Annotated in this window: 13 protein-coding genes; 8 read left to right on the top strand and 5 right to left on the bottom strand. The window is 64.1% G+C overall.

What is annotated here, in order from left to right:
- Positions 1–59: 59 nt before the first annotated feature.
- A complete protein-coding gene (locus AC1VNX_RS10060) occupies positions 60–3,596 on the bottom strand; it encodes an indolepyruvate ferredoxin oxidoreductase family protein (protein WP_483156572.1) in 3,537 nt (1,178 codons plus the stop codon).
- A gap of 268 nt (positions 3,597–3,864) precedes the next feature.
- Here AC1VNX_RS10060 and AC1VNX_RS10065 point away from each other — a divergent pair, with 268 nt between their 5' ends.
- The 6 genes from AC1VNX_RS10065 (at position 3,865) to AC1VNX_RS10090 (ending at position 11,976) form a co-directional block, all read left to right on the top strand.
- Positions 3,865–4,752, top strand: coding sequence for a LysR family transcriptional regulator (locus AC1VNX_RS10065; RefSeq protein ID WP_301511885.1), 888 nt, complete (start codon positions 3,865–3,867; stop codon positions 4,750–4,752).
- Between the two features lie 136 nt (positions 4,753–4,888).
- The gene (locus tag AC1VNX_RS10070) at positions 4,889–7,720 is read left to right on the top strand and encodes an ExeM/NucH family extracellular endonuclease (protein WP_483156573.1); all 2,832 of its coding nucleotides are present in this window, start codon (positions 4,889–4,891) and stop codon (positions 7,718–7,720) included.
- A gap of 1,332 nt (positions 7,721–9,052) precedes the next feature.
- Complete coding sequence (locus tag AC1VNX_RS10075) at positions 9,053–9,313, top strand: hypothetical protein (protein WP_483156574.1); 261 nt, start codon at positions 9,053–9,055, stop codon at positions 9,311–9,313.
- A 918-nt stretch (positions 9,314–10,231) separates the two neighbouring features.
- Positions 10,232–10,576, top strand: coding sequence for a hypothetical protein (locus tag AC1VNX_RS10080; protein WP_126024413.1), 345 nt, complete (start codon positions 10,232–10,234; stop codon positions 10,574–10,576).
- Between the two features lie 275 nt (positions 10,577–10,851).
- Positions 10,852–11,304 carry a hypothetical protein gene (locus AC1VNX_RS10085; protein WP_126024412.1) on the top strand — a complete coding sequence of 151 codons (453 nt, stop codon included), beginning with the start codon at positions 10,852–10,854 and terminating at the stop codon, positions 11,302–11,304.
- A 57-nt stretch (positions 11,305–11,361) separates the two neighbouring features.
- On the top strand, positions 11,362–11,976 hold the full coding sequence (locus AC1VNX_RS10090; protein WP_483156575.1) for a hypothetical protein: 615 nt from the start codon (positions 11,362–11,364) through the stop codon (positions 11,974–11,976).
- 259 nt (positions 11,977–12,235) lie between these two features.
- Here AC1VNX_RS10090 and AC1VNX_RS10095 read toward each other — a convergent pair whose 3' ends face one another.
- On the bottom strand, positions 12,236–13,681 hold the full coding sequence (locus AC1VNX_RS10095) for an IS1182 family transposase (RefSeq protein ID WP_483156576.1): 1,446 nt from the start codon (positions 13,679–13,681) through the stop codon (positions 12,236–12,238).
- Between the two features lie 332 nt (positions 13,682–14,013).
- Between AC1VNX_RS10095 and AC1VNX_RS10100 the strand changes: the two genes are divergently transcribed.
- Together AC1VNX_RS10100 and AC1VNX_RS10105 are read left to right on the top strand one after the other, a co-directional pair.
- The gene (locus AC1VNX_RS10100; protein WP_483156577.1) at positions 14,014–14,625 is read left to right on the top strand and encodes a DUF6630 family protein; all 612 of its coding nucleotides are present in this window, start codon (positions 14,014–14,016) and stop codon (positions 14,623–14,625) included.
- A gap of 224 nt (positions 14,626–14,849) precedes the next feature.
- Complete coding sequence (locus AC1VNX_RS10105) at positions 14,850–15,404, top strand: hypothetical protein (RefSeq protein WP_483156578.1); 555 nt, start codon at positions 14,850–14,852, stop codon at positions 15,402–15,404.
- Between the two features lie 166 nt (positions 15,405–15,570).
- Here the strand turns inward: AC1VNX_RS10105 and AC1VNX_RS10110 are convergent, their stop codons facing one another.
- Genes AC1VNX_RS10110 through AC1VNX_RS10120 form a run of 3 tightly spaced genes read right to left on the bottom strand, consistent with a single transcriptional unit; the run spans position 15,571 to position 19,387 of the window.
- The gene (locus tag AC1VNX_RS10110) at positions 15,571–16,464 is read right to left on the bottom strand and encodes an NAD(P)-dependent oxidoreductase (protein ID WP_483156579.1); all 894 of its coding nucleotides are present in this window, start codon (positions 16,462–16,464) and stop codon (positions 15,571–15,573) included.
- 9 nt (positions 16,465–16,473) lie between these two features.
- The gene (locus tag AC1VNX_RS10115; protein ID WP_483156580.1) at positions 16,474–17,937 is read right to left on the bottom strand and encodes an aldehyde dehydrogenase family protein; all 1,464 of its coding nucleotides are present in this window, start codon (positions 17,935–17,937) and stop codon (positions 16,474–16,476) included.
- Between the two features lie 28 nt (positions 17,938–17,965).
- Entirely contained in the window at positions 17,966–19,387 is a 1,422-nt protein-coding gene (locus AC1VNX_RS10120; RefSeq protein WP_483156581.1) for an amidase, read from the bottom strand.
- Between the last annotated feature and the right edge of the window lies 1 nt (position 19,388).

The following is a 19,388-nucleotide window of genomic DNA, read 5'->3' on the forward strand; positions in this document are numbered from 1 at the left end:
GAGGATTTTGCCCTGATCCTCCCGGGCGGGCTCGGCCGCCTCTGCGGCCCTCCCACCGCTCAGGCGGCCACCGGCTGCGCCTGCGGCGCCGGGCGCGCGTCGAGCTGCTTCGCGAGCGCATCCCACCGCACCCGCGCCGACACCACGCTTTCCAGCTTCACATGCCCGAAGCCGCGGATCTGCTCCGGCAGCCGCGCCAGCGACAGGGCGGTGTCGAAGTCGATGGCGTCGAAGCGCGCGAGCAAGTCCTCGACCATCGCGCGGTAGTCCTCGATGATCTGCCGCTCCATGCGCCGCTCGGCGGTGCGGCCGAACACGTCGAGGGCCGTGCCGCGCAGTCCGCGCAGACCGGCGAGCACGCGGAACGCGCTCATCATCCACGGCCCGAAGCTGGTCTTCAGCGCGCGGCCCTCGGCATCGCGCCGGCCCAGCAGCGGTGGTGCCAGGTGGAAGCGCAGCACCGGCTTGCCCTCGAACTGCTCGCCCAGCTTCTCCATGAAGCGCCGGTCGGTGTAGAGACGCGCGACCTCGTACTCGTCCTTGTAGGCCATGAGCTTGAAGAGGCCCGAGGCGACGGCCTTCGCCAGCACGTTGCCGCCGCGCTTGTGTTGTTCGACCGCGCGCACACGTTCGACCAGCTCGGCATAGCGTTGCGCGTATGCGGCGTTCTGGTACGACACGAGGAACTCGGTGCGGCTCTTCACCAGCGCCTCGAAGCTCTGCGGCCGCTGCAGCGCGACCACCTTCTGCGGCGCGGCTTCGCGCGTCACCGCCGCGAGGTCGAGCGCCGCCTTGCGGCCCCAGCGGAATGCGGCCTGGTTGGCTTTCACCGCCACGCCGTTGATCTCGATGGCCTTGTCCAGCGCCTCGGCCGACAGTGGCACATAACCCTTCTGGAATGCGAAGCCCAGCAGGAACAGGTTGGCCGCGATCGCATCGCCCATGAGCCGCGTGGCCAGCTGTGTCGCGTCGACGAAGTCGGCGCGGCCTTCCACCGATTCCTCGATGAGCGCGCGCACCTGCGCCGCCGGAAACTGCCAGTCGGGCTGCTGCGCGAAGTGCCCGGTCGGCTGCTCGAAGGTGTTGACCAGCGCATAGGTGCGGCCCGGCCGCATGCGCGCGATGGCGTCGGGCGCCCCGGCCGTCAGCATGTCGCAGCCCAGGATCAGGTCAGCCTCTCCGGTGGGAATGCGCTGCGCCTTCAGCTGCGCCGCGTCGCGCGCGATGCGTACGTGCGAGGTCACCGAGCCGTTCTTCTGCGACATGCCCGTCATGTCGAGCACGCTCACGCCCTTGCCTTCGAGGTGCGCGGCCATGCCGATCAGCGCGCCGATGGTGATGACGCCCGTGCCGCCGATGCCGGTGATCAGGATGTTGTGCATGCCTTCGAGCGCGAGTTGCTTCGGCTGCGGCAACGGTGCTTCTTCGGCTGCTGCCTTCGCCGCCACCGGCGCCTGCTTGCGCGGCTTCACGCCTTCCACCGTCACGAAACTGGGGCAGAAGCCCTTGATGCACGACTCGTCGGCATTGCAGGCGCTCTGGTCTACCGCGCGCTTCAGGCCCAGTTCGGTCTGCTTCGGCAGCAGGGCGGTGCAGTTCGACTGCTCGCCGCAGTCTCCACAGCCCTCGCATACTGCGTCGTTGATGAACACCCGCCGCGCTGCCTGCGGAAACTCGCCCTTCTTGCGGCGGCGGCGCTTCTCGGCGGCGCACACCTGGTCGTAGATCAGCACCGAGACGCCCTCGAACTCGCGCAACTCGCGCTGCACGGAGTCCATCTGGTCGCGATGGTGCACGGTGAGCGCGAAGCCCTCGCGCTCCGGCGGCAGCACGCTGCGGTCAGTCCAGCGCGACGGATCTTCGGCCACCAGCGCGAGGCGCTTCACGCCCTCGGCTGCCATCTGGTGCGCGATGCGCGGCACGGTGATCGGACCGTCGACCGGCTGGCCGCCCGTCATGGCCACCGCATCGTTGTAGAGGATCTTGTAGGTGATGTTCACGCCCGCCGCCACGGCCGCGCGGATGGCGAGCGAGCCCGAGTGGTAGTAGGTGCCGTCGCCCAGGTTCGCGAACACGTGCTTGCGCTTCGAGAACCATGCCTGCCCCAGCCAGGGCGCGCCTTCGCCGCCCATGTGCGTGGTGGTCTTGTTGTGCTCGGGGTAGATGGCGGTGGCCATCACGTGGCAGCCGATGCCCGCGAGCGCGAGGCTGCCTTCGGGCACCTTGGTCGATGTGTTGTGCGGGCAGCCCGAGCAGTACCAGGCTGGCCGCGAGGGCGTGGCCACGGCCTTGCCGAGCACCACGTCCTTCGCGTCGAGGATCGCGAGGCGCGTGCGGATGCGGTCGCTGGTGTGGAAGCGCGCCACGCGCGCCGCGACGACGCGCGCGATCTGTGCCACCGAGAAATCGGCCGTGGCAGGCAGCAGCCACTTTCCGCGCGGATGCGCCCCCCATTCGCCCTGCTCGTCGAACTTGCCGATCACGCGCGGGCGCACGTCCTCGCGCCAGTTGTAGAGATGCTCCTTGAGCTGGTACTCGACGATCTGGCGCTTTTCTTCCACCACCAGGATTTCTTCAAGGCCATCGGCGAACTCGCGGATCGAATCGGGCTCCAGCGGCCACGGCATCGATACCTTGAAGAGGCGGATGCCGATGCGCGCGGCCTCGTCCGCGTCGATGCCCAGTTCTTCCAGTGCTTCGAGCACGTCGCGGTACGACTTGCCCGAGGCCACGATGCCCAGGCGCGCTTTTGGCGAATCGATGGTCACGCGGTTGAGGCGGTTGGCGCGCGCATAGGCGATGGCTGCGTAGATCTTGTAGTCCTGCATCAGCGTTTCCTGCTTGCGCGCCTGCACGCCGAGCGTGTCGGTCGACAGGCGCGCATGCACGCCGCCGGGCGGGAAGACGAAGTCGGAAGGCAGCTTGGTATGCACGTCGAGCGCGCCGGCCGCGATGGAGCCCGACGATTCCACCGTGTCCGCCAGCGCCTTGAAGCCCACCGGCAGGCCCGCGAAGCGCGACATCGCGAAGCCGTGAAGGCCGAGCTCTATGTACTCCTCCACGCTCTGCGGATAGAGCATCGGGATCATCGACGCGGCGAACAGGTGGTCGCTCTGGTTGGGCAGCGTGGAAGAGGAGGCGCCGTGGTCGTCGCCCGCCACCAGCAGCACGCCGCCGTGAGGCGAGGTGCCCGCGTGGCTCATGTGCTTGAACACGTCGCCGCAGCGGTCCACGCCGGGCGCCTTGCCGTACCACATGGCGAACACGCCGTCGACGGCGGACTCGCCCGTCAGGTGCACTTGCTGCGTGCCCCACACGGCGGTTGCGGCCAGTTCCTCGTTCACGCCGGGCAGAAACTTCACCGCGTTGGCTTCGAGCTGCGGCTGCGCCTTCCACAGCGCTTCGTCGAGGCCGCCGAGCGGTGAGCCTCGGTAGCCCGAGACGAAGCCCGCCGTGTTCAGCCCGGCCTTCTGGTCGCGCCATTTCTGCACGAGCATGAGGCGCACCAGTGCCTGGATGCCGCTGAGATAGATCCGGCCTTCGGTGGCCGTGTATTTGTCGTCCAGCGCAACGCTGGCCAGTTCGTGGGATGCCATGACAGGAAAAGACTCCGGGTAGGACTCGTCGGAATGCGGGCATGGCCCCGGTAGAGGGCCGGCTCGCGGAATGCCCCGGCGGGGTAGACGCCGGGGCAGCAACGATTCTTCCGGCTTGTCCACGGAAAGTGCTTCTTCGTTTTGGCAAAGAGCGATCCATTCCGGAAGATCTGTCTTTTGCGAGCGCGATCCGCCGAAAGTATTTCGGCGAAGCCCCGGTCCTCACCGGCCCGACAATGTCGGCCTCGCAGACCCACCCCCGCACACCATGAGACCCGACCTCGATTCGCTGGCGCTTTTCCTGCGCGCCATTGAGCACGGCAGCCTGTCCAAGGCAGCGGCCGAGAGCCACATGGTGCTGTCGGCCGCCAGCCGCCGCCTCGCCATTCTTGAAAGCCATCTGGGCGTGGCGCTGCTCAACCGCACCTCCAAGGGCGTGACGCCCACCGGCGCGGGCGAGTCGCTGGCCATGCATGCGCGGCAGATACTGCGCGACGTCGACCGCATGCGCGCCGACCTCTCGGACTACGCGCAGGGCGCCACCGGCCGCGTGCGGCTGCATGCCAATGCGTCGGCCATGGGCCAGTTCCTGCCCGACGACGTGGCGAGCTTTCGCCAGCGCTACCCCGAGATCCGCGTGAGCGTGGAAGAGCACCGCAGTGTCTACATCGTGCAGGCGATTCGCGACCGGCAGGCCGACGTGGGCGTCATCACCAGCGAGGCCGCCGACCCGGCGCTGCACTTCATTCCGTACCGCACCGACCGCCTGGTGGCCATCGTGCGGCAGAAGCATCCATGGCGCGGGCGCGAGGTGTCGTTCGAGGAACTGCTCGACTACGACTTCGTCGGCCTGGAAGACGACTCCGCCATCTCCCGCACCATGGAAGACGCCGCGATGAGCGCGCGCAAGGTGCTGCGCCTGCGCGTGCGGGTGAAGAGCTTCGAGGCCGTGTGCCGGATGATCGAAGCGGGCATGGGCGTGGGCATCCTGCCCGAAGGCGCGGCGGTGACCTATCGCAAGGAGATGAAGCTGCGCTTCATCAATCTCACGGATGCGTGGGCTTCGCGGCGGATGTATCTGTGCACGCGGCAGGAGGCGTTGAGCTTTCCGCAGAGGCGGCTTGTTGACCATCTGCTGGCGCGCGGCATGAGCTAGCGGCTTCGGTCTGGTGCCGGCGGAGGAGGACCGGTGCTATCACCCAGGCGTGTCTGGGGTGTCTCGGGGGTTACACACAAGAACCATAAAAACGGCCGCGGTTTGTTTGCCGGCCCCCACAACAAGAGAACCCCAAATGACACATCGAGGACGAGGATCGAGGCCCGCGTGGCCATTCAAGACACTGGCGCTGACTCTTGCCATCGTATTGACCGCCTGCGGCGGCGGTGGTGGCGGCGCTTCCTTTCCACTGATTCCCCCATCGTCCGGCGGCACGCCATCGGGCAGCACACCGCCGCAGGACAACGCGCAACCTCCTGCCACGCAGCCTGACAACACCACGCCAGTGGTTACGCCGCCCACATGTGCGGCAACCATTCCAGCCGGCGCACCGCTGACGGCCATCTCGTCCGTGCAGGGCACGGGCCACATCAGCCCCATGGCGAACCAGGCCGTGACCGTGCGCGGCGTGGTGGTGGGCGATTTCCAGAACACCGGCACCACCTCGGTGAAGCTGAATGGATTCTTCGTACAGCAGCTCGTGCCCGATGCCGATCCGCTGACCTCCGAAGGCGTCTTCGTCTACGCGCCGAGTGGCAGCACCCGCGTGGCCGTCGGCGACTTCGTGCAGGTCACCGGCGAGGTGACCGAGTTCGGCCAGACCGCCGGTGCCGGCGCGAAGCCTGACAGCATCACCGAGATTGTCGGAACGAGCGCCACTCCGCTGGCCATCAGCGTCTGCGGCAACGGCATGGTCGTCAAACCCACGCAGATCACGCTGCCGGTGGCCGACGAGTCCACGCTGGAGCGCTACGAGGGCATGCTGGTCGAGATCGCACAGCCCCTGGCGGTGACCGAGTTGTTCGAGCTGGGCCGCTACGGCCAGATGGTGCTGTCGCTGAACGGGCGCCAGTTCAACCCCACCAACGGCAACGCGACGGCGACGCATGCGCAGAACCTGCTCTCGCGCATCATGCTGGACGATGGCGCCTCGGTGTCCAACCCGAACCCCATTCCGTACCTGAGCGCGGCCGGCACCGACGGCACCCGCCGCATGGGCGACACCACGCAGAAGATCACCGGCATCCTGAGCCACAACTTCGGCGCCTACCGCATCCAGCCGACGGTGGCGCCGGTGTTCATGCAGGCCAATCCGCGCCAGCCCGCGGCGCCGGTGGTCGGCGGCTCGCTCAAGGTGGCCAGCCTCAACGTGCTCAACTACTTCACCACCTTCCAGGACGGCACGAACTCCACGGGCCAGACGGGGCAGGTCTGCCTGCTCGGCTCCGGCTCTTCGACGGACTGCCGCGGCGCGAACAACCTGAACGAGTTCAAGCGGCAGCAGGCCAAGATCGTGGCGGCCATCATCGGGCTCGACGCCGACGTGGTGGGGCTGATGGAAATCCAGAACACCGACGTGGCGACCAGCGACCTGGTCGCGGCGCTCAACGCGAAGCTCGGCGCGAACATCTACGCGTCCGTCAACAGCGGCGTGTTCGGCACCGACGCCATCAAGGTGGACATCCTCTACAAGCCCGCGAAGGTCCAGCGTGTCGGCAATGTCGTGCTGCCCACCGGCACCGACCTGGCCGACTACACCGCCGCCAGCGGCCGGCCGCCCCTTGCCCAGCGCTTCAGCGCGGTGGGCAACAACGGCGGTTTCTGGTTCGTGGTCAATCACCTCAAGAGCAAGGGCAGTTGTCCCACCACGGGCGACATCGACCAGGGGCAAGGTTGCTGGAACCTCGCGCGCGTCAAGCAGGCGCAGGCGCTGAACAGCTTCGTCGGCAAGCTCAAGGCCATGGGCACGACCGTCGAGACCGACGTGCTGATGATGGGCGACTTCAACAGCTACCTGCTCGAAGACCCGACCAAGCAACTCGAGGCCGCAGGCAACGAGAGCCTGCTCAAGCGCATGCCCGCGGCCGACCGCTACACCTACGTGTTCGGCGGCGAGACCGGCGCGCTCGACCATGCCTACGTCTCGGCCTCGCTGGCAACGCAGGTCAACGGCGTGAACGTGTGGCACATCAACTCCGACGAACCGACCGCGCTCGACTACAACACCGACTTCACCACCGACGACCGCTACGCACCCACGCCGTTCCGCGCGTCGGACCACGACCCGGTGCTCGTGGGCCTGAACCTCGCGGCCGACACCGCGGTGGTGGAGCCCATCGTCAGTGCGTCGATCCCGGGAGCGGCGAAGACTGGCGAGAGCTACAGCGTGAACATCACCGAGGCCACGCCCGGCGGTGCCACGACGGTGACCTCGCTCGTGATCGACTGGGGCGATGGCACCACCACCAACGCATCCGGCACGGGCGCGGTGACGCATACCTACGCGACGGCAGGCACCTTCGGCGTGACGATCACGCTGACCAACTCGGCCAGCCAGACGGCCGTGCAATCGGGCAACGTGACGGTCACCAACACGGTGGTGGTGAATCCGCCCGGGCCGCCGGACCTGTTCTTCAGCGAATACGTGGAAGGCTCGTCGAACAACAAGGCGATCGAGATCTACAACCCGACCGCTGCGGCCATCGACCTGAGCCTGTACGCCGTCAAGCTGTATTCCAACGGCGCTTCGAGCCCGCCGACCAGCACCCAGGCACTGAGCGGCTCGCTGGCGCCCGGCGCCGTGCTGGTGCTGGCGAATGCGAGTGCCACGGCAGCCTTCAAGCCCGCCGGCACGCAGGACAGCGGCGTCGCCAACTTCAACGGCGACGATGCCCTGACGCTGGAAAAGTCTGGCGTGGTCATCGACCGCATCGGGCAGGTCGGCGTGGACCCGGGCACCGAGTGGAAGAGCTCCAACGGAGCCAGCACCCTGAACCAGACCCTGCGCCGCAAGGCCGGCATCACCTCGGGCGATCCCAACCCGGGCATTGCCTTCGATCCGGCGGTTCAGTGGGACAGCTTCCCCATCGACACGTCTGCTGGGCTGGGTTCGCATTCGGTGAACTGAACCCGACCGGGCGCCCGGACATGGGCGCTTCGCATGAAGCAAAGAGAACGGGAAGGGGCGCTCAGCGCAGCGCCTCGACCAGACCCGGTACCGATCCAATTGGGCCAGGACTTCTCGACGCGCTACCCATTCAGGGCGACGCTCACGCCGATGGGGTACCTTGCTCCGCGAATGTCCTCCGCCCTTCGGGCTCCCCCTTTATTTCGCTACGCAAGGCACCTCATCGGCGTGAGCGTTTGGAGCCGCTGGGGCTGACTCAGCAAGGGGCCCGCGAGGTCTGCGCGCAGCGCATTGCGGAAGCTGCATTTGTTGGCAGTCTCCGCGACTTCGTGCTGTATGGCACGGCGCCTTGCCGGGTTCTTCTCTAGAGTGAATGCCCCTGTCACTCGATACCCCGCCAAGGGGAGCAGAAAGGCCCACACACCAAACCACCACCGAGATGTTTGAAGGCTGCTTGCCTCGCGGCAGGTTGTCGGTGCGAAAGCAGCGATGCAAATGCGAGGTATCAAAAGGCGACGGCCAGGGTGTTACGAGCACCCCAGCCGTCTAACCAAGTTCGTGCACTACCCCCGAAAGGAACCGCACAAAAATGGCTACCAAGACTATAGCCCGGCCAACTACGCCGGTAGCTTCCGAAGACAACGCCCAAGACCCGGCGGATCTTCTTGAAAACACCCTCTCTCAGCTCGAAGCTCTTCTGTGGGTCTGTCACGGGGAAGAGATCGACTGGTGCAGCGGGGATGGGCCTCGGCAATTGAACAATCTGCTTTGGCTTGCGGCCGAGATGGCTCGCAAGGCTGGGGAGTTGTTTCAGCTGAGCGAGAAGGCGCGACGTGGGGCGCCTGAGGCTGGCGGGTAGCGGCTGGTCTACGGGCCGCGGCGTTCGCGGCCCGCTTGCCGTGCGGACTCTTTGAGGGACGACGGCTCGAGCCTTCGTGATGGAGAGAGCTCGGCTCGATTGAGGTTGCTTGTGAGGCACACCTCGGTGGCAGCCATGTGCTCCATGCCGATCGTCGAAAGTCCATGCGAGCGGTCGCGTTGCGGCGATTGCCGCGCATCGGGCTATGCTCACGGTAGACCGTTGTCGGCCATGACCGGACGGTCGGCCGCGCGTCAGAATTCGCGGGGAGCCGGGGCGGTGAATGCGACGCACCCCGAAATCCTCAACCATTTATCCCCTGCACCTGACCGATGCTTACTCTTCACGCATTCATCACATCAGCCGACGACGTCCAGCCGTTGGAGGCCCTGGAGCCAAAGCTAACCGGACTCTTTCAGGGGGAACACAGCGCTCGGCCGGATGTGTCGTCTAGCAGCTTGCCGTTTCGGAACGTGCCCCGGCTGCTCTATCGCTGGCCAACATGGAGTTTTTCCGTGACATGCGAGAGCGGTCCGGAAGTCGCCGCAGATGCGGCGCTCGCGCAAGAGGCAGGTGCCGAACTCCCTGGCGGCCCGCCCGTCAATCGCATACGCGTTGTTTTTGCACAGGACGAGAGCCAGCTCTTCACGAACCACATCATCTGGATTGCGGACTGGCTCAAAGAAATCCCAAGCGCCGTGGTCTACGACGAGGTAGGCAAGTGTCTGTGGTGACAGGTCCTTCAGCGACGAGGTTCGGCCAGCAGCAGACGTTGCGCCTCCCTAACCATCATTCTTAAAGCACGCTATGGTCAGAAAAGTACTGGAATGGATAGCGGCTTTGCGAAAAGATCTGCCCGTTCCCGAGCAAGCTGGTACTACAGTTCAGTTTGCAACAGTAGCGGCCGACGACTCGCTTTGCGATTCACTTGTTCAAGCCGGCCGGTGTGTGTGGGTGCCCGAAGAGTGGGTGCGAGAACGTCAAGCTGCTGGGTTCGTGTTGTATCTCGATCCCGGCTCGCGCCGCGGGAGAGCTCGAATAGTCGTGCCAGGCTCTCGAGGTGCCGTTGACGTTTTGATGGAGCGGCCTCCGAGTTCCTCACGCGCTGCGACAACTCCCAAGGCGCAGCTCCATCCGCTCCGAGAGCAATCCCGCCCCCCGCGCGAAGGTCGGCTTTCCTGAGGCAGCCATGCTGCAAGGGCGCAGACTTGGTGCCGACAGCTTCCGGCAGAATGCGGCCAAGTCCGGACATTCGCCTCGAAGTCACAGTATCTGATGCCACGCCATCGAACCCCTCTTGAAGCCGCAGCAGGCAAGCTTATTGTCGCCATCCAAAAAGGAATGGGGAAGCGAGGCTGGTCAGCCTTGGGCAGCTCGGAGCGAGGCGGTTATGCACTCGGCACATGCGCTGCTGCAGGCAGCCTCCAAGGAGGGTTCGATTGAAAATGTCATTGGGCCAGGCTCGGTGAGGACGTTTCTAGGTTGGGAATGGGTTGACGCTCACCCCGCTGTCCTGCCATACATCGCTGACCTAGAGGCCGCTCAGTGAGCGGCGCTACGCGGCCACAACCGGTCGGTCGCCTCGTCAGGCACACTTTGGCCAGTAGCGGACATTTCCAGTCGACGCAGAATTCGACGAGGAGCAGACATTCATGACCGTAAAAGCGTGCGACGTCGAGGAGTTTCAAAAGTATCTGGAGCATTGGAGCGGCGGCGCGGTGTCCCTGAATTCGTACCGCGATGACCACGACCGACTGATTCTGCGCCTCGAACATCCAACTGCGTCTGAGGAACCTGTGGGACTCTCGCTCTTCTACTGCACCTACCTGGCCGGCCCTGTTAGATGGGAGCAGTCTGCCCTGACCATAAAGACGTGCAGTCGGCAGCACGGGGCGCGCGGCTTCGAACTGTCCGATGCGACCGCCGGCTTTGTCGTTCGCTGTGCCAGCGCCAGCCTGTACGGTGAGCCCGAAATCGTGCTGCCTGAGCAACCGTAGACCACCCACTTTCCGCCAGATGCAGTCGCTTTTCAGCAGAGCTCAGTTTCTTGATTCAACAAAGGGGCGGGAAAAATGCAGACTCCGAAGAGTCGGTCGATGTGGGGAAGACTCATCAAACGCCTCAAACTGGCGCTACTTTGGAGCGGATCAAAGACTGACTGAGCCCGACCAGAAGCCGTCATCCGGCCGTCTGGGCCAAATCGCCACGTAGCGACGTTTGGCCACGGCCATGCAGAATTCGACCACCTTTGCGCTTTAAGCAATAAATCCGCATGACATTGACTAGTTTGCTCGGCAAAAAGCTAAAAGACGAAGAGATTCTTCAACTCATGGAGGACTATCAGGTCGGCGATGTCGTATATGGCTTCGACCGCCTACGCGAGGGCACCGAGGACGAGTACTGGGCCGAAACGAAGATGTCCGGATTTGCGGTCCGATTTGACCAGCACCAAGTGCTGAAGACGGTCTTCTGCTATGCGTCGTCAATTGACGGGTTCACCCCCATCTCAACAAGCGACGTTGGGGTACCCTTTTTTGGTTCTTTTGAGGATGCAGAGGGTGCAGCCAAGGCCGCGGGAGTTCGTCATTCCACTGGGCATGTTGACGATGCTCTCCTGGGCATCAAGTCATCTTGGGTCCGACATGAGCGCCCTGAAGCCTGGGTGCACTACGAGTTCCGTGATGGTGAACTTGCCCTGGTCACGCTTTCATGCCCACGGCCGTAATTCGGCCAGGACCGGACCTTCGAACATGTCGCGCAATCGCCAAAAAGGGAACCTTGAGTGAGCAATTCAGATGACTACCTGTTCAGCGGAGGTCGGCCGAATCCCGCAATGGCGGGCGTTCCCCTTCGATTTGCAAGCTCCGGCTCAGAGCCCGATGCTCAGCGAGTTGAAGATGCATCCCGCGCCCTTGGACGACCTGTCAAATATGTGGATGCAGATGGGTGGGAGCAGGAAATCATCGCTGCCACCACTTTCAATTCTGCTGGCGCACTAGCCTACGTTTCATGTGCATCTAAGGACCAGGGCAACTTTGTTGCCGTGTCGTTCGAGTTCCGTGTGCGAGATGCGAACGGTCGGGAAATCAGTTCCGAAATTGAAAGCTACAACCCCTACTTCGGCTGCGACGTGCACTTCATGGAGTGGCGCGAAAGGTCGGCGGTGCTGATCTACCGTGAAAAGCATGACACGTATGCGGCAACCTGTACGTCCGAGGGGCCGGCCCGCTACGTCGCGATTGCCGACTACTGGGTTGTCAACGGTGACGTGCTTGGATACTGGCGCTACAAGGATACCGACGTGCGACGTCTGCGTCTCCCGGACCTAGTCGAATGTCCAAGCGTCTCTGAATCGGAGGCGAAAAGTTTGGGCATATGTCCGTCGAAGCATTGGTGAACAGGCGCACCGCGTGGTGAGGCACGGAGGACAACCGCGAAAGCAGGGCACGGCCCCTTCGTATCCGTTCGGCGAATGTCAGCTTCGGAGCGAGGCGTACAGCCGCTTAGGGCCGAGGCTGTGTAGAAACGCGCGACGCCGTCATGTGAACGAAGACGTGCTGAGATCAGCGGACTTCATCGGTGCCGATATGCGTCCGAGACCGACTATGAAGCTCTCACGGCGCCTCATCGAAGCGTGAACGAGAGTCTGAGGAGACTTACGCCCCCGCCAGCCGCATCCCCTTCATCATTTTCGCGATCCCCAACACGCTCATCACCCGCTTGAGGTTGTACGCAAGCACGTGAAGACTCATCTCCGTCCCAACGTGGGCCATCGTCTTCATCAGGAAGTGCGTCGATCCCATCCAGTGTTTCAGCGTTCCGAACACATGTTCGATGGTCGATCGTCTCAATGTCATCGCATCGGGCTTGCGGTCCAAGCGCTGCTGCATTCGGTCGATTACGGCTTCGTGCTCCCAGCGCCGGATGCGTCGAACAGATGAGGTGGTGCACTGATCTCTCAGGGCACAGTTTGGACAGGAACTACTCCAGTAGAGACGCAATTCCAGATTGTCCTCCAACCTGCTGAACCGGAAGATGGCTCGCTGACCGGCGGGGCAGCGGTATTCATCGTCTTTCGCGATGTAGACGAAGTCAGCCTTGCCGAAGCGCCCGTGCGCCTTCGCGTTGGAAGTCATCGGCTTGGGTACGAAGGCCGTGATTCCCGCATCCTCGCAAGCCTTGATCTCCAGGCTGTTGAAGTAGCCGCGGTCGGCAAAGGCCTGTAGCTTGGACTTGCCCATCGCCTCGCGTGCGGCCACTGCCATTTTGGTCAACTGAGTTCGGTCATTGCCGATGTTTGTGACCTCGTGGGCGACGATCAGGTGATGCTTGGTATCGACCGCCGTCTGGACGTTGTAGCCAACGATGCCTGTGCTCTTGCCGGACTGAAGCATCGAGCGTGCGTCGGGATCCGTCAATGAGCGCTGCTGCCCTGGCTCGCTCTTGAGTTGTTCCTTTGTCTCGTCGAGCTGCCGCATCTGTTCGCGTAGCTTGGCGAGCTTCTCCTGCAGGCGATCCGTCTTGGCTTCGAAGTCGGCCGACTGGATACGATCAGCTGTCTCCAATGCATCGAGGTAACGCTGGATGCTCTGCTCGATCTGCTCCTTGCGTGCATCGATCTTGCCCGGCGAGAAGTTGCGGTCGCGGCTGTTGACGGCCTTGAACTTGCTGCCGTCGACGGCCACGACGGCTTGCGAGAAGAGCTTCATGTGCCGGCACAGCGCAATGAAGCTGCGGCACGCGTTGCGGATGCCCTTGCCGTTGTCGCGGCGGAAGTCAGCAATGGTCTTGAAGTCGGGGGTCAAGCGGCCGGTAAGCCACATGAGTTCAACGTTGCGTTGGCCCTCGCGTTCCAGTCGGCGACTCGACTGGATGCGATTGAGGTAGCCATAGATGTAGAGCTTGAGCAGAACCGACGGATGGTACCCAGGGCGACCAGTTATTGCAGGATCGGCGCCTTCGAAGCCGAGAACACCCAGATTCAGTTCGTTGACGAACGCATCGACGATGCGCACCGGGTTGTCTTCGCCGATGTAGTCGTCAAGGCAGTCCGGCAACAACGTGACCTGATGTCGGTCTGCGCCTTCGATGAATCGCTTCATGGGCTACCTCACTGGGAACGGGTGCCTTATTTTATTTTTGGGTCGGCGTTTGGAGAAGCGTTTTCACACAGCCTCGGCCCAAAGCCGAACTTCGGAACGCCTCAGGGTTGTGTCAGGAACGAGGAGATTGGCACGGCATGGCGGCAGATAAATCGATGTGACGGCAGTCCTGAGAGGGGCGATTAATTCGCTCGACTTCCCAGAATGGAACGGTCAAAAAAAGATGCGTTCTGAGACGGAATAACGGACCTATCAGAAATGCGCACCGACTGCAATTTTTCAGCTGGACTGTCGGCTCAGCTCAATCACCCATCGCATCGACAGGGAACTCAATGCTCAACCGTATCGCGAAATTATTTGGTCACAGGGCCGAATCGAAGCCCGATCAAGTTTCCCTGGCTCCCCTCGCGTTGAACAAGGCTGCAAGTGGCGCCGAAGACGAGTCCGCCTTGGAACGAAGAGAAGCTTCGACGCGTTTCATGCGCCTGTTGACTGCACACTTGGCTAAGGACGAAAGGCGCCGCCTCGTAGACATGATGCTTGCCAGCTTCGATACGTATGGCAACTCCTCGGCGGCGCTTGAGGAGATCGCTTTGGGCAAAGATGGTCAAAGGATCGGGCAATGGCTTGTTATCCAGTGCGATTGGAAGGCGTCGGAAGAGGTGGAATGGCAGGTCGCTGAGATCGCGGTCAGTTTCGGAATTCCTGAACGATGGCGTTGGGCCCCCTGCGATGAAAAGGCCAGAACCGTGCCTGGCGGTCTTTGCGAGGCCGCGAACTGGGCCGCGCCACTCGGCTTCGAGATGCTGCATCTTGACCTTGGGAGCGATACCTACTTTGCCATTCTGATCAAACGGGAGGATGCGGAAAGTGCATACCAAACCGCGCTTTCCGCCGGGCTTAAAGTGCTCAGGATGCCCGAATTCAAGCAATCCCATGCGTAAGCGACCGCAACCCAGACCAAGCGCCGCTCACTGCGGGGACATCCCAAAAAAGTCGGAATCGACGATCGACTAAAGTGGCTGCATTCAGCGGCGGATCCAATCGGTCCGGCGACCTTGAAGAAGCTGACAGTGGCGGGGCAATGGTTCTCTCATGCACGTAGCAGACAGAGAAATTGTGTCGCCAAGACCTGCTATCTCGCAATCCACCTTACATGCGGTTTTCGATGAAAAAATTTCTGCAGCTATTTCTTTCTGCCCTGTTTGCTTACCACGCCCACGCGGCACCACCTTATCCGTATTCAGAGGGTCAAGCGAAGGCGCTGCTAACGCATCTCAGTGCCCACGTGCTGGTCATCAATTCCGACTTGACCTTGATCAGGAAGAAGCCGGCGAGTGAGTTCGACCTGCTGACTTACTACCCGTTGCCCAAGGCCAAGCTCGACGAGTACAAACGCAACGGCCACATCGTCAATACGAACGACGATATCGCTGACTCCGTAACCTACAAGATCAAGGACTACGAGCTAACCAATGAGAAGAACGAAAAGCTGCAAGTGAAGGAAAGCAGCAGAGGGTCGTCGCTGCAGGAATTCCCGCTCTGGACCTACAACAATGTCCTGTGCAGTCAACGAGGTCTTCAGGTGAAGCTGGACAAATCCTTCGAACGCGTCAAGGGGCACATCACGCTGATATTCGAGATGCCAGGAAGCATCGCACGCGAGATCCGGATTCCGATCAATCTTGCCATCACAGACAAGGATCTGCGGCCCGAAATTTGAAGATGCGCTAACTCGGAAGGTGGAATGTCGGCGCAGGATTTCGCGGTGCAGGCCGCCATCGCTGGGGGAGCCCGAAGGGCGGAGGGCATTCGCGGAGGGAAGTACCCGGTGCCCTGCGCACGCGCTCCGAACAACGGCGCTGGCACACAGGGCAAAGAGCAAAGAATCAGCGCAACGCTTCAACCAGATCGAGCACCATCCGGTCCCCACCGAATTTCTCGACCCCATGAGTCAGCAGCGCATCCACAGCCTGCGCAATGCCATGGCTCGAAGACGACTGCTCCGCCATGTCGTTGTAGTACCCCAGGTCCTTCTTCGCGTTCGCCATCGAGAACTTCAGCGAATCGGTGCTGCCGGTCAGCAGCTTGGGCTTGACGCGTTCGAGTGCCACGCCGTTGCCGCCGCCCTTGGCGAGCACGTCGACGAACACGTCGGGCTTCACGCCGGCGTGTTCGGCGCAGGCCGCGGCCTCGCACAGCAGCGTCACGGTGCCCAGCGACACGAAGTTGTGCAGCAGCTTCATCGCGTGGCCGGCGCCGATGCCGCCCACGTGCGTGACGTTCTCGGCGAAGCAGCGCAGCAGTGGCAGGCACGAGGCCAGCACCTGCTCGTCGCCACCCACCAGCAGGTTCAGGCGGCCTTCGGCGGCTTCCTTGGCGGTGCGGGTCATGGGGGCGTCGATGAACTTGCCGCCCTTGGCGCTCACCGCCTCGGCCACCTTCGCGGTGGAGGCGGGTACAGCCGTCGAGCAGTCGATGACCACGGTGCCGGGGCGCAGCGTGGTGAGCGCGCCGCTGTCGCCCAGCATCACGGCCTCGACCTGAGGCGTGCCCGTGACGCACAGGATCAGCACGTCGACCTGCGCGGCCAGCGAGGCCACGTCCTTCACCGAGGTGGCGCCGGCCTTCAGCAGGCCGTCGATGGGCTGGTTGCCCGCGTGCTCCAGCACGGTGAGCTGGTGGCCGTGCTTGACGATGTTGCTGGCGATGCCGTGGCCCATCAGGCCGACGCCGACGAGGCCGACCTTGCGCGGCGCTTGCTGCTGTTCAGTGGTTGTCATGTGTTGTCTTCATCCGTGCTTGATGGCGATGGTCTTGAGGGTCGTGAATCCGAGCAGGGCCTCGAAGCCTTTTTCGCGGCCGAAGCCGCTGGATTTCACGCCGCCGAAAGGCAGTTCTACACCACCCGCCGCACCGTAATTGTTGACGAAGACTTGGCCGCAGTGCAGCTTGTGCGCCATGCGCAGCTGGCGCGCGCCGTCGCGGGTCCACACGCCGGCCACCAGGCCGAAGTCCGTGCCGTTGGCCAGGCGCACCGCCTCGGCCTCGTCGGCGAAGGGCGTCAGGGCCAGCACCGGGCCGAAGATCTCGCGCTGCGCGATGTCGCTCTCGTGCGGCACGTCGCGGAACAGCACGGCCTCCTGGTAGTAACCGGTGGAAGATGCATTGGGCGACACCGTGCCGCGAGCAGCCACCTTCAGGCCGGCGGCCTCGGCGGTCGCGACCATGTCGCGCACCTGGTGGAACTGCTTTTCGTTGATGAGTGGGCCCATGTCCAGGTCTTCGGCGGGCGTGCCTGCGCGCACTGCGGTGAAGCGCCTGGCGAGCCGCTGCACCACTTCTTCATAGACCGACTGCTCCACCAGCACGCGGCTGCCCGCCGAGCAGGTCTGGCCGGCGTTCTGGATGATGGCGTTCAGCAGCACCGGCTCGGCCGCGTCGAGATCGGCGTCGGCGAACACGATCTGCGGCGACTTGCCGCCCAGCTCCAGCGTCACCGGGCAATGGCGCTCGGCGGCGGCCAGGCCCACGCTGCGGCCGGTCATGGTCGAGCCGGTGAAGGAGATGTGGTCGATGCCCGGGTGCGCGCACAGCGCCGCGCCGGCTTCCTTGCCGTAGCCCGTCACCACATTGAGTGCGCCGGCCGGAAAGCCCACCTCGGTCGCGATCTCGGCCAGGCGCAGCAGCGACAGGCTCGCGTCTTCCGCCGGCTTCACCACGCAGGCGTTGCCCGCCGCGAGCGAGGCGCCCACGCTGCGGCCCGCGATCTGCATCGGGTAGTTCCAGGGAATGATGTGGCCCGTCACGCCGTGCGGCACGCGCACGGTCAGCACGGTGTAGCCGCGCTCGTAGGGCAGGGTGTCGCCGTGCAGCTTGTCGCAGGCGCCGGCGTAGTACTCCATGTAGCGGGCCAGCGCGGTGGCGTCGTTGCGCGCCACGCGCAGCGCCTTGCCGGTGTCGCGCGCCTCGAGCTGGGCCAGCTCCTCGTGGTGCTCCATGACGGCGGCGCCTAGCTTGGCGAGCAGCCGGCCGCGCTGCAGCGCGGTCATGCCGCCCCAGGGGCCGTCGAAGTTCTCGCCCATGGCCTGGCGCGCGGCGCGCACGGCGGTGTCCACGTCGGCGGCGGTGCCGCGCGCGATCTCGCCGAACTTGCTGCCGTCGCTCGGGTCGATCACGTCGATGGTGGCGTTGCCTTCGGACTGCACGTGGCGTCCGTCGATGTAGTGGGCTGCTGCAACTGCTGCTGCGTTCATGGTGTGGTGTCTCCTTCCTTGGGGCCGGTCAGCGCGAAGCGCGGGGCTCCGGCCAGGGTTTCTGCGTTTCGCGGATCTGCTCGAAGGCGCGGCTGAACTGCAGCACGCCCAGGTCGTCGAAGCGGCGCCCTGCGATCTGCAGGCCGATGGGCAAGCCTTCGGCCGAGTAGCCGCAGTTGATCGAGGCAGCGGGCTGCTCCGACATGTTGTAGGGCACAGTGAAGCCGATGTGCTCCAGCGGCAGCATCGGGTCGTTGGTCGGCGAGGCGTGGTCGGCCGGCGCGGGCATGTTGGGCGACACCGGCGAGATCACGAAGTCGTAGGCCTTGGTGGCTGCAATGGCCGCCGCGCGCGCGGCGATGAACTGGCTGTAGGCGTCGAAGATGTGCGCGCCCGAGAAGCCGGCCGCGCTCTCGGCCCATTCGCGGATGTACGGCAGGATCTTCGCGCGCACCTCGGGCGCCATCGCCTGGATGTCGATGCACGAGCGCATGCGCCAGAAGTGGTCCATGCCCTGCAGCATCTTCGGCGTCATGAACGCCGGGATCTCGTCGATCACGGCACCGGCGTCCTCGATGCGCTTCGCCGCGCGGCGCACCGCTTCGGCGATCTGCGGATCGAGTGGCAGGCCGCAGCCCGCGTCCATGTGCAGCGCCACGCGCTTGCCCTTGATGAACGAAGCGTCGACCTCGAAGGCCGTCCAGTCGATGATGGGCGGCGGCAGCTCCGAATAGTCGCGGTCGTCGGGCTGTGCGACCGAGGCCATCATCAGCGCCGAGTCGGCCACGGTGCGGGTCATCGGACCGGCGCAGCGGCCCATGTAGGGCGAGCTCAGCGGAATGCGCCCGAAGCTGGGCTTGAGCGTGTAGATGCCGCACCAGCTCGCCGGCAGGCGCAGCGAGCCGCCGATGTCGGTGCCCACGTGCAGCGGGCCGTAGCCAGCGGCCGCAGCGGCGCCGGCACCCGCGCTGGAACCGCCGGGCGTGCGCGACAGGTCCCACGGGTTGCGCGAGAGTTCATGAAAGCTCGACAGCCCCGATGACAGCATGCCCAGGTCGGGCATGGTGGTCTTGGCGACCAGCACCGCGCCGTCTTCCTTCAGGCGCGCGGCGGGCGGTGAGTCGTAGCTCATCGGCACCAACTCGTAGGCGGCGGTGCCCAGCGGCATCGCATCGCCCTTGGTCGCGAGGTTGTCCTTGATGGTCACGGGCACGCCGTCGAGCGTGCCGAGCGGCTTGCCGGCCAGCCAGCGCGCTTCGGAAGCGCGCGCCTGCTCCAGCGCCAGTTCGGGGCGGAAGAGCCAGGTGGCGTGAAGCTCGGGCTCGTAGGCTGCGATGCGCTCGTTCACCGAACGAGCCACTTCCACCGGCGAGAGTTCCTTGGAGGCATAGGCCGCGTGCAACTCCTGCACGCCCAGGGAATACAGCGGCTTCGATGTCGACGTGCTCATC

It is taken from the genome of Variovorax sp. TLI9-5A (assembly GCF_056867935.1).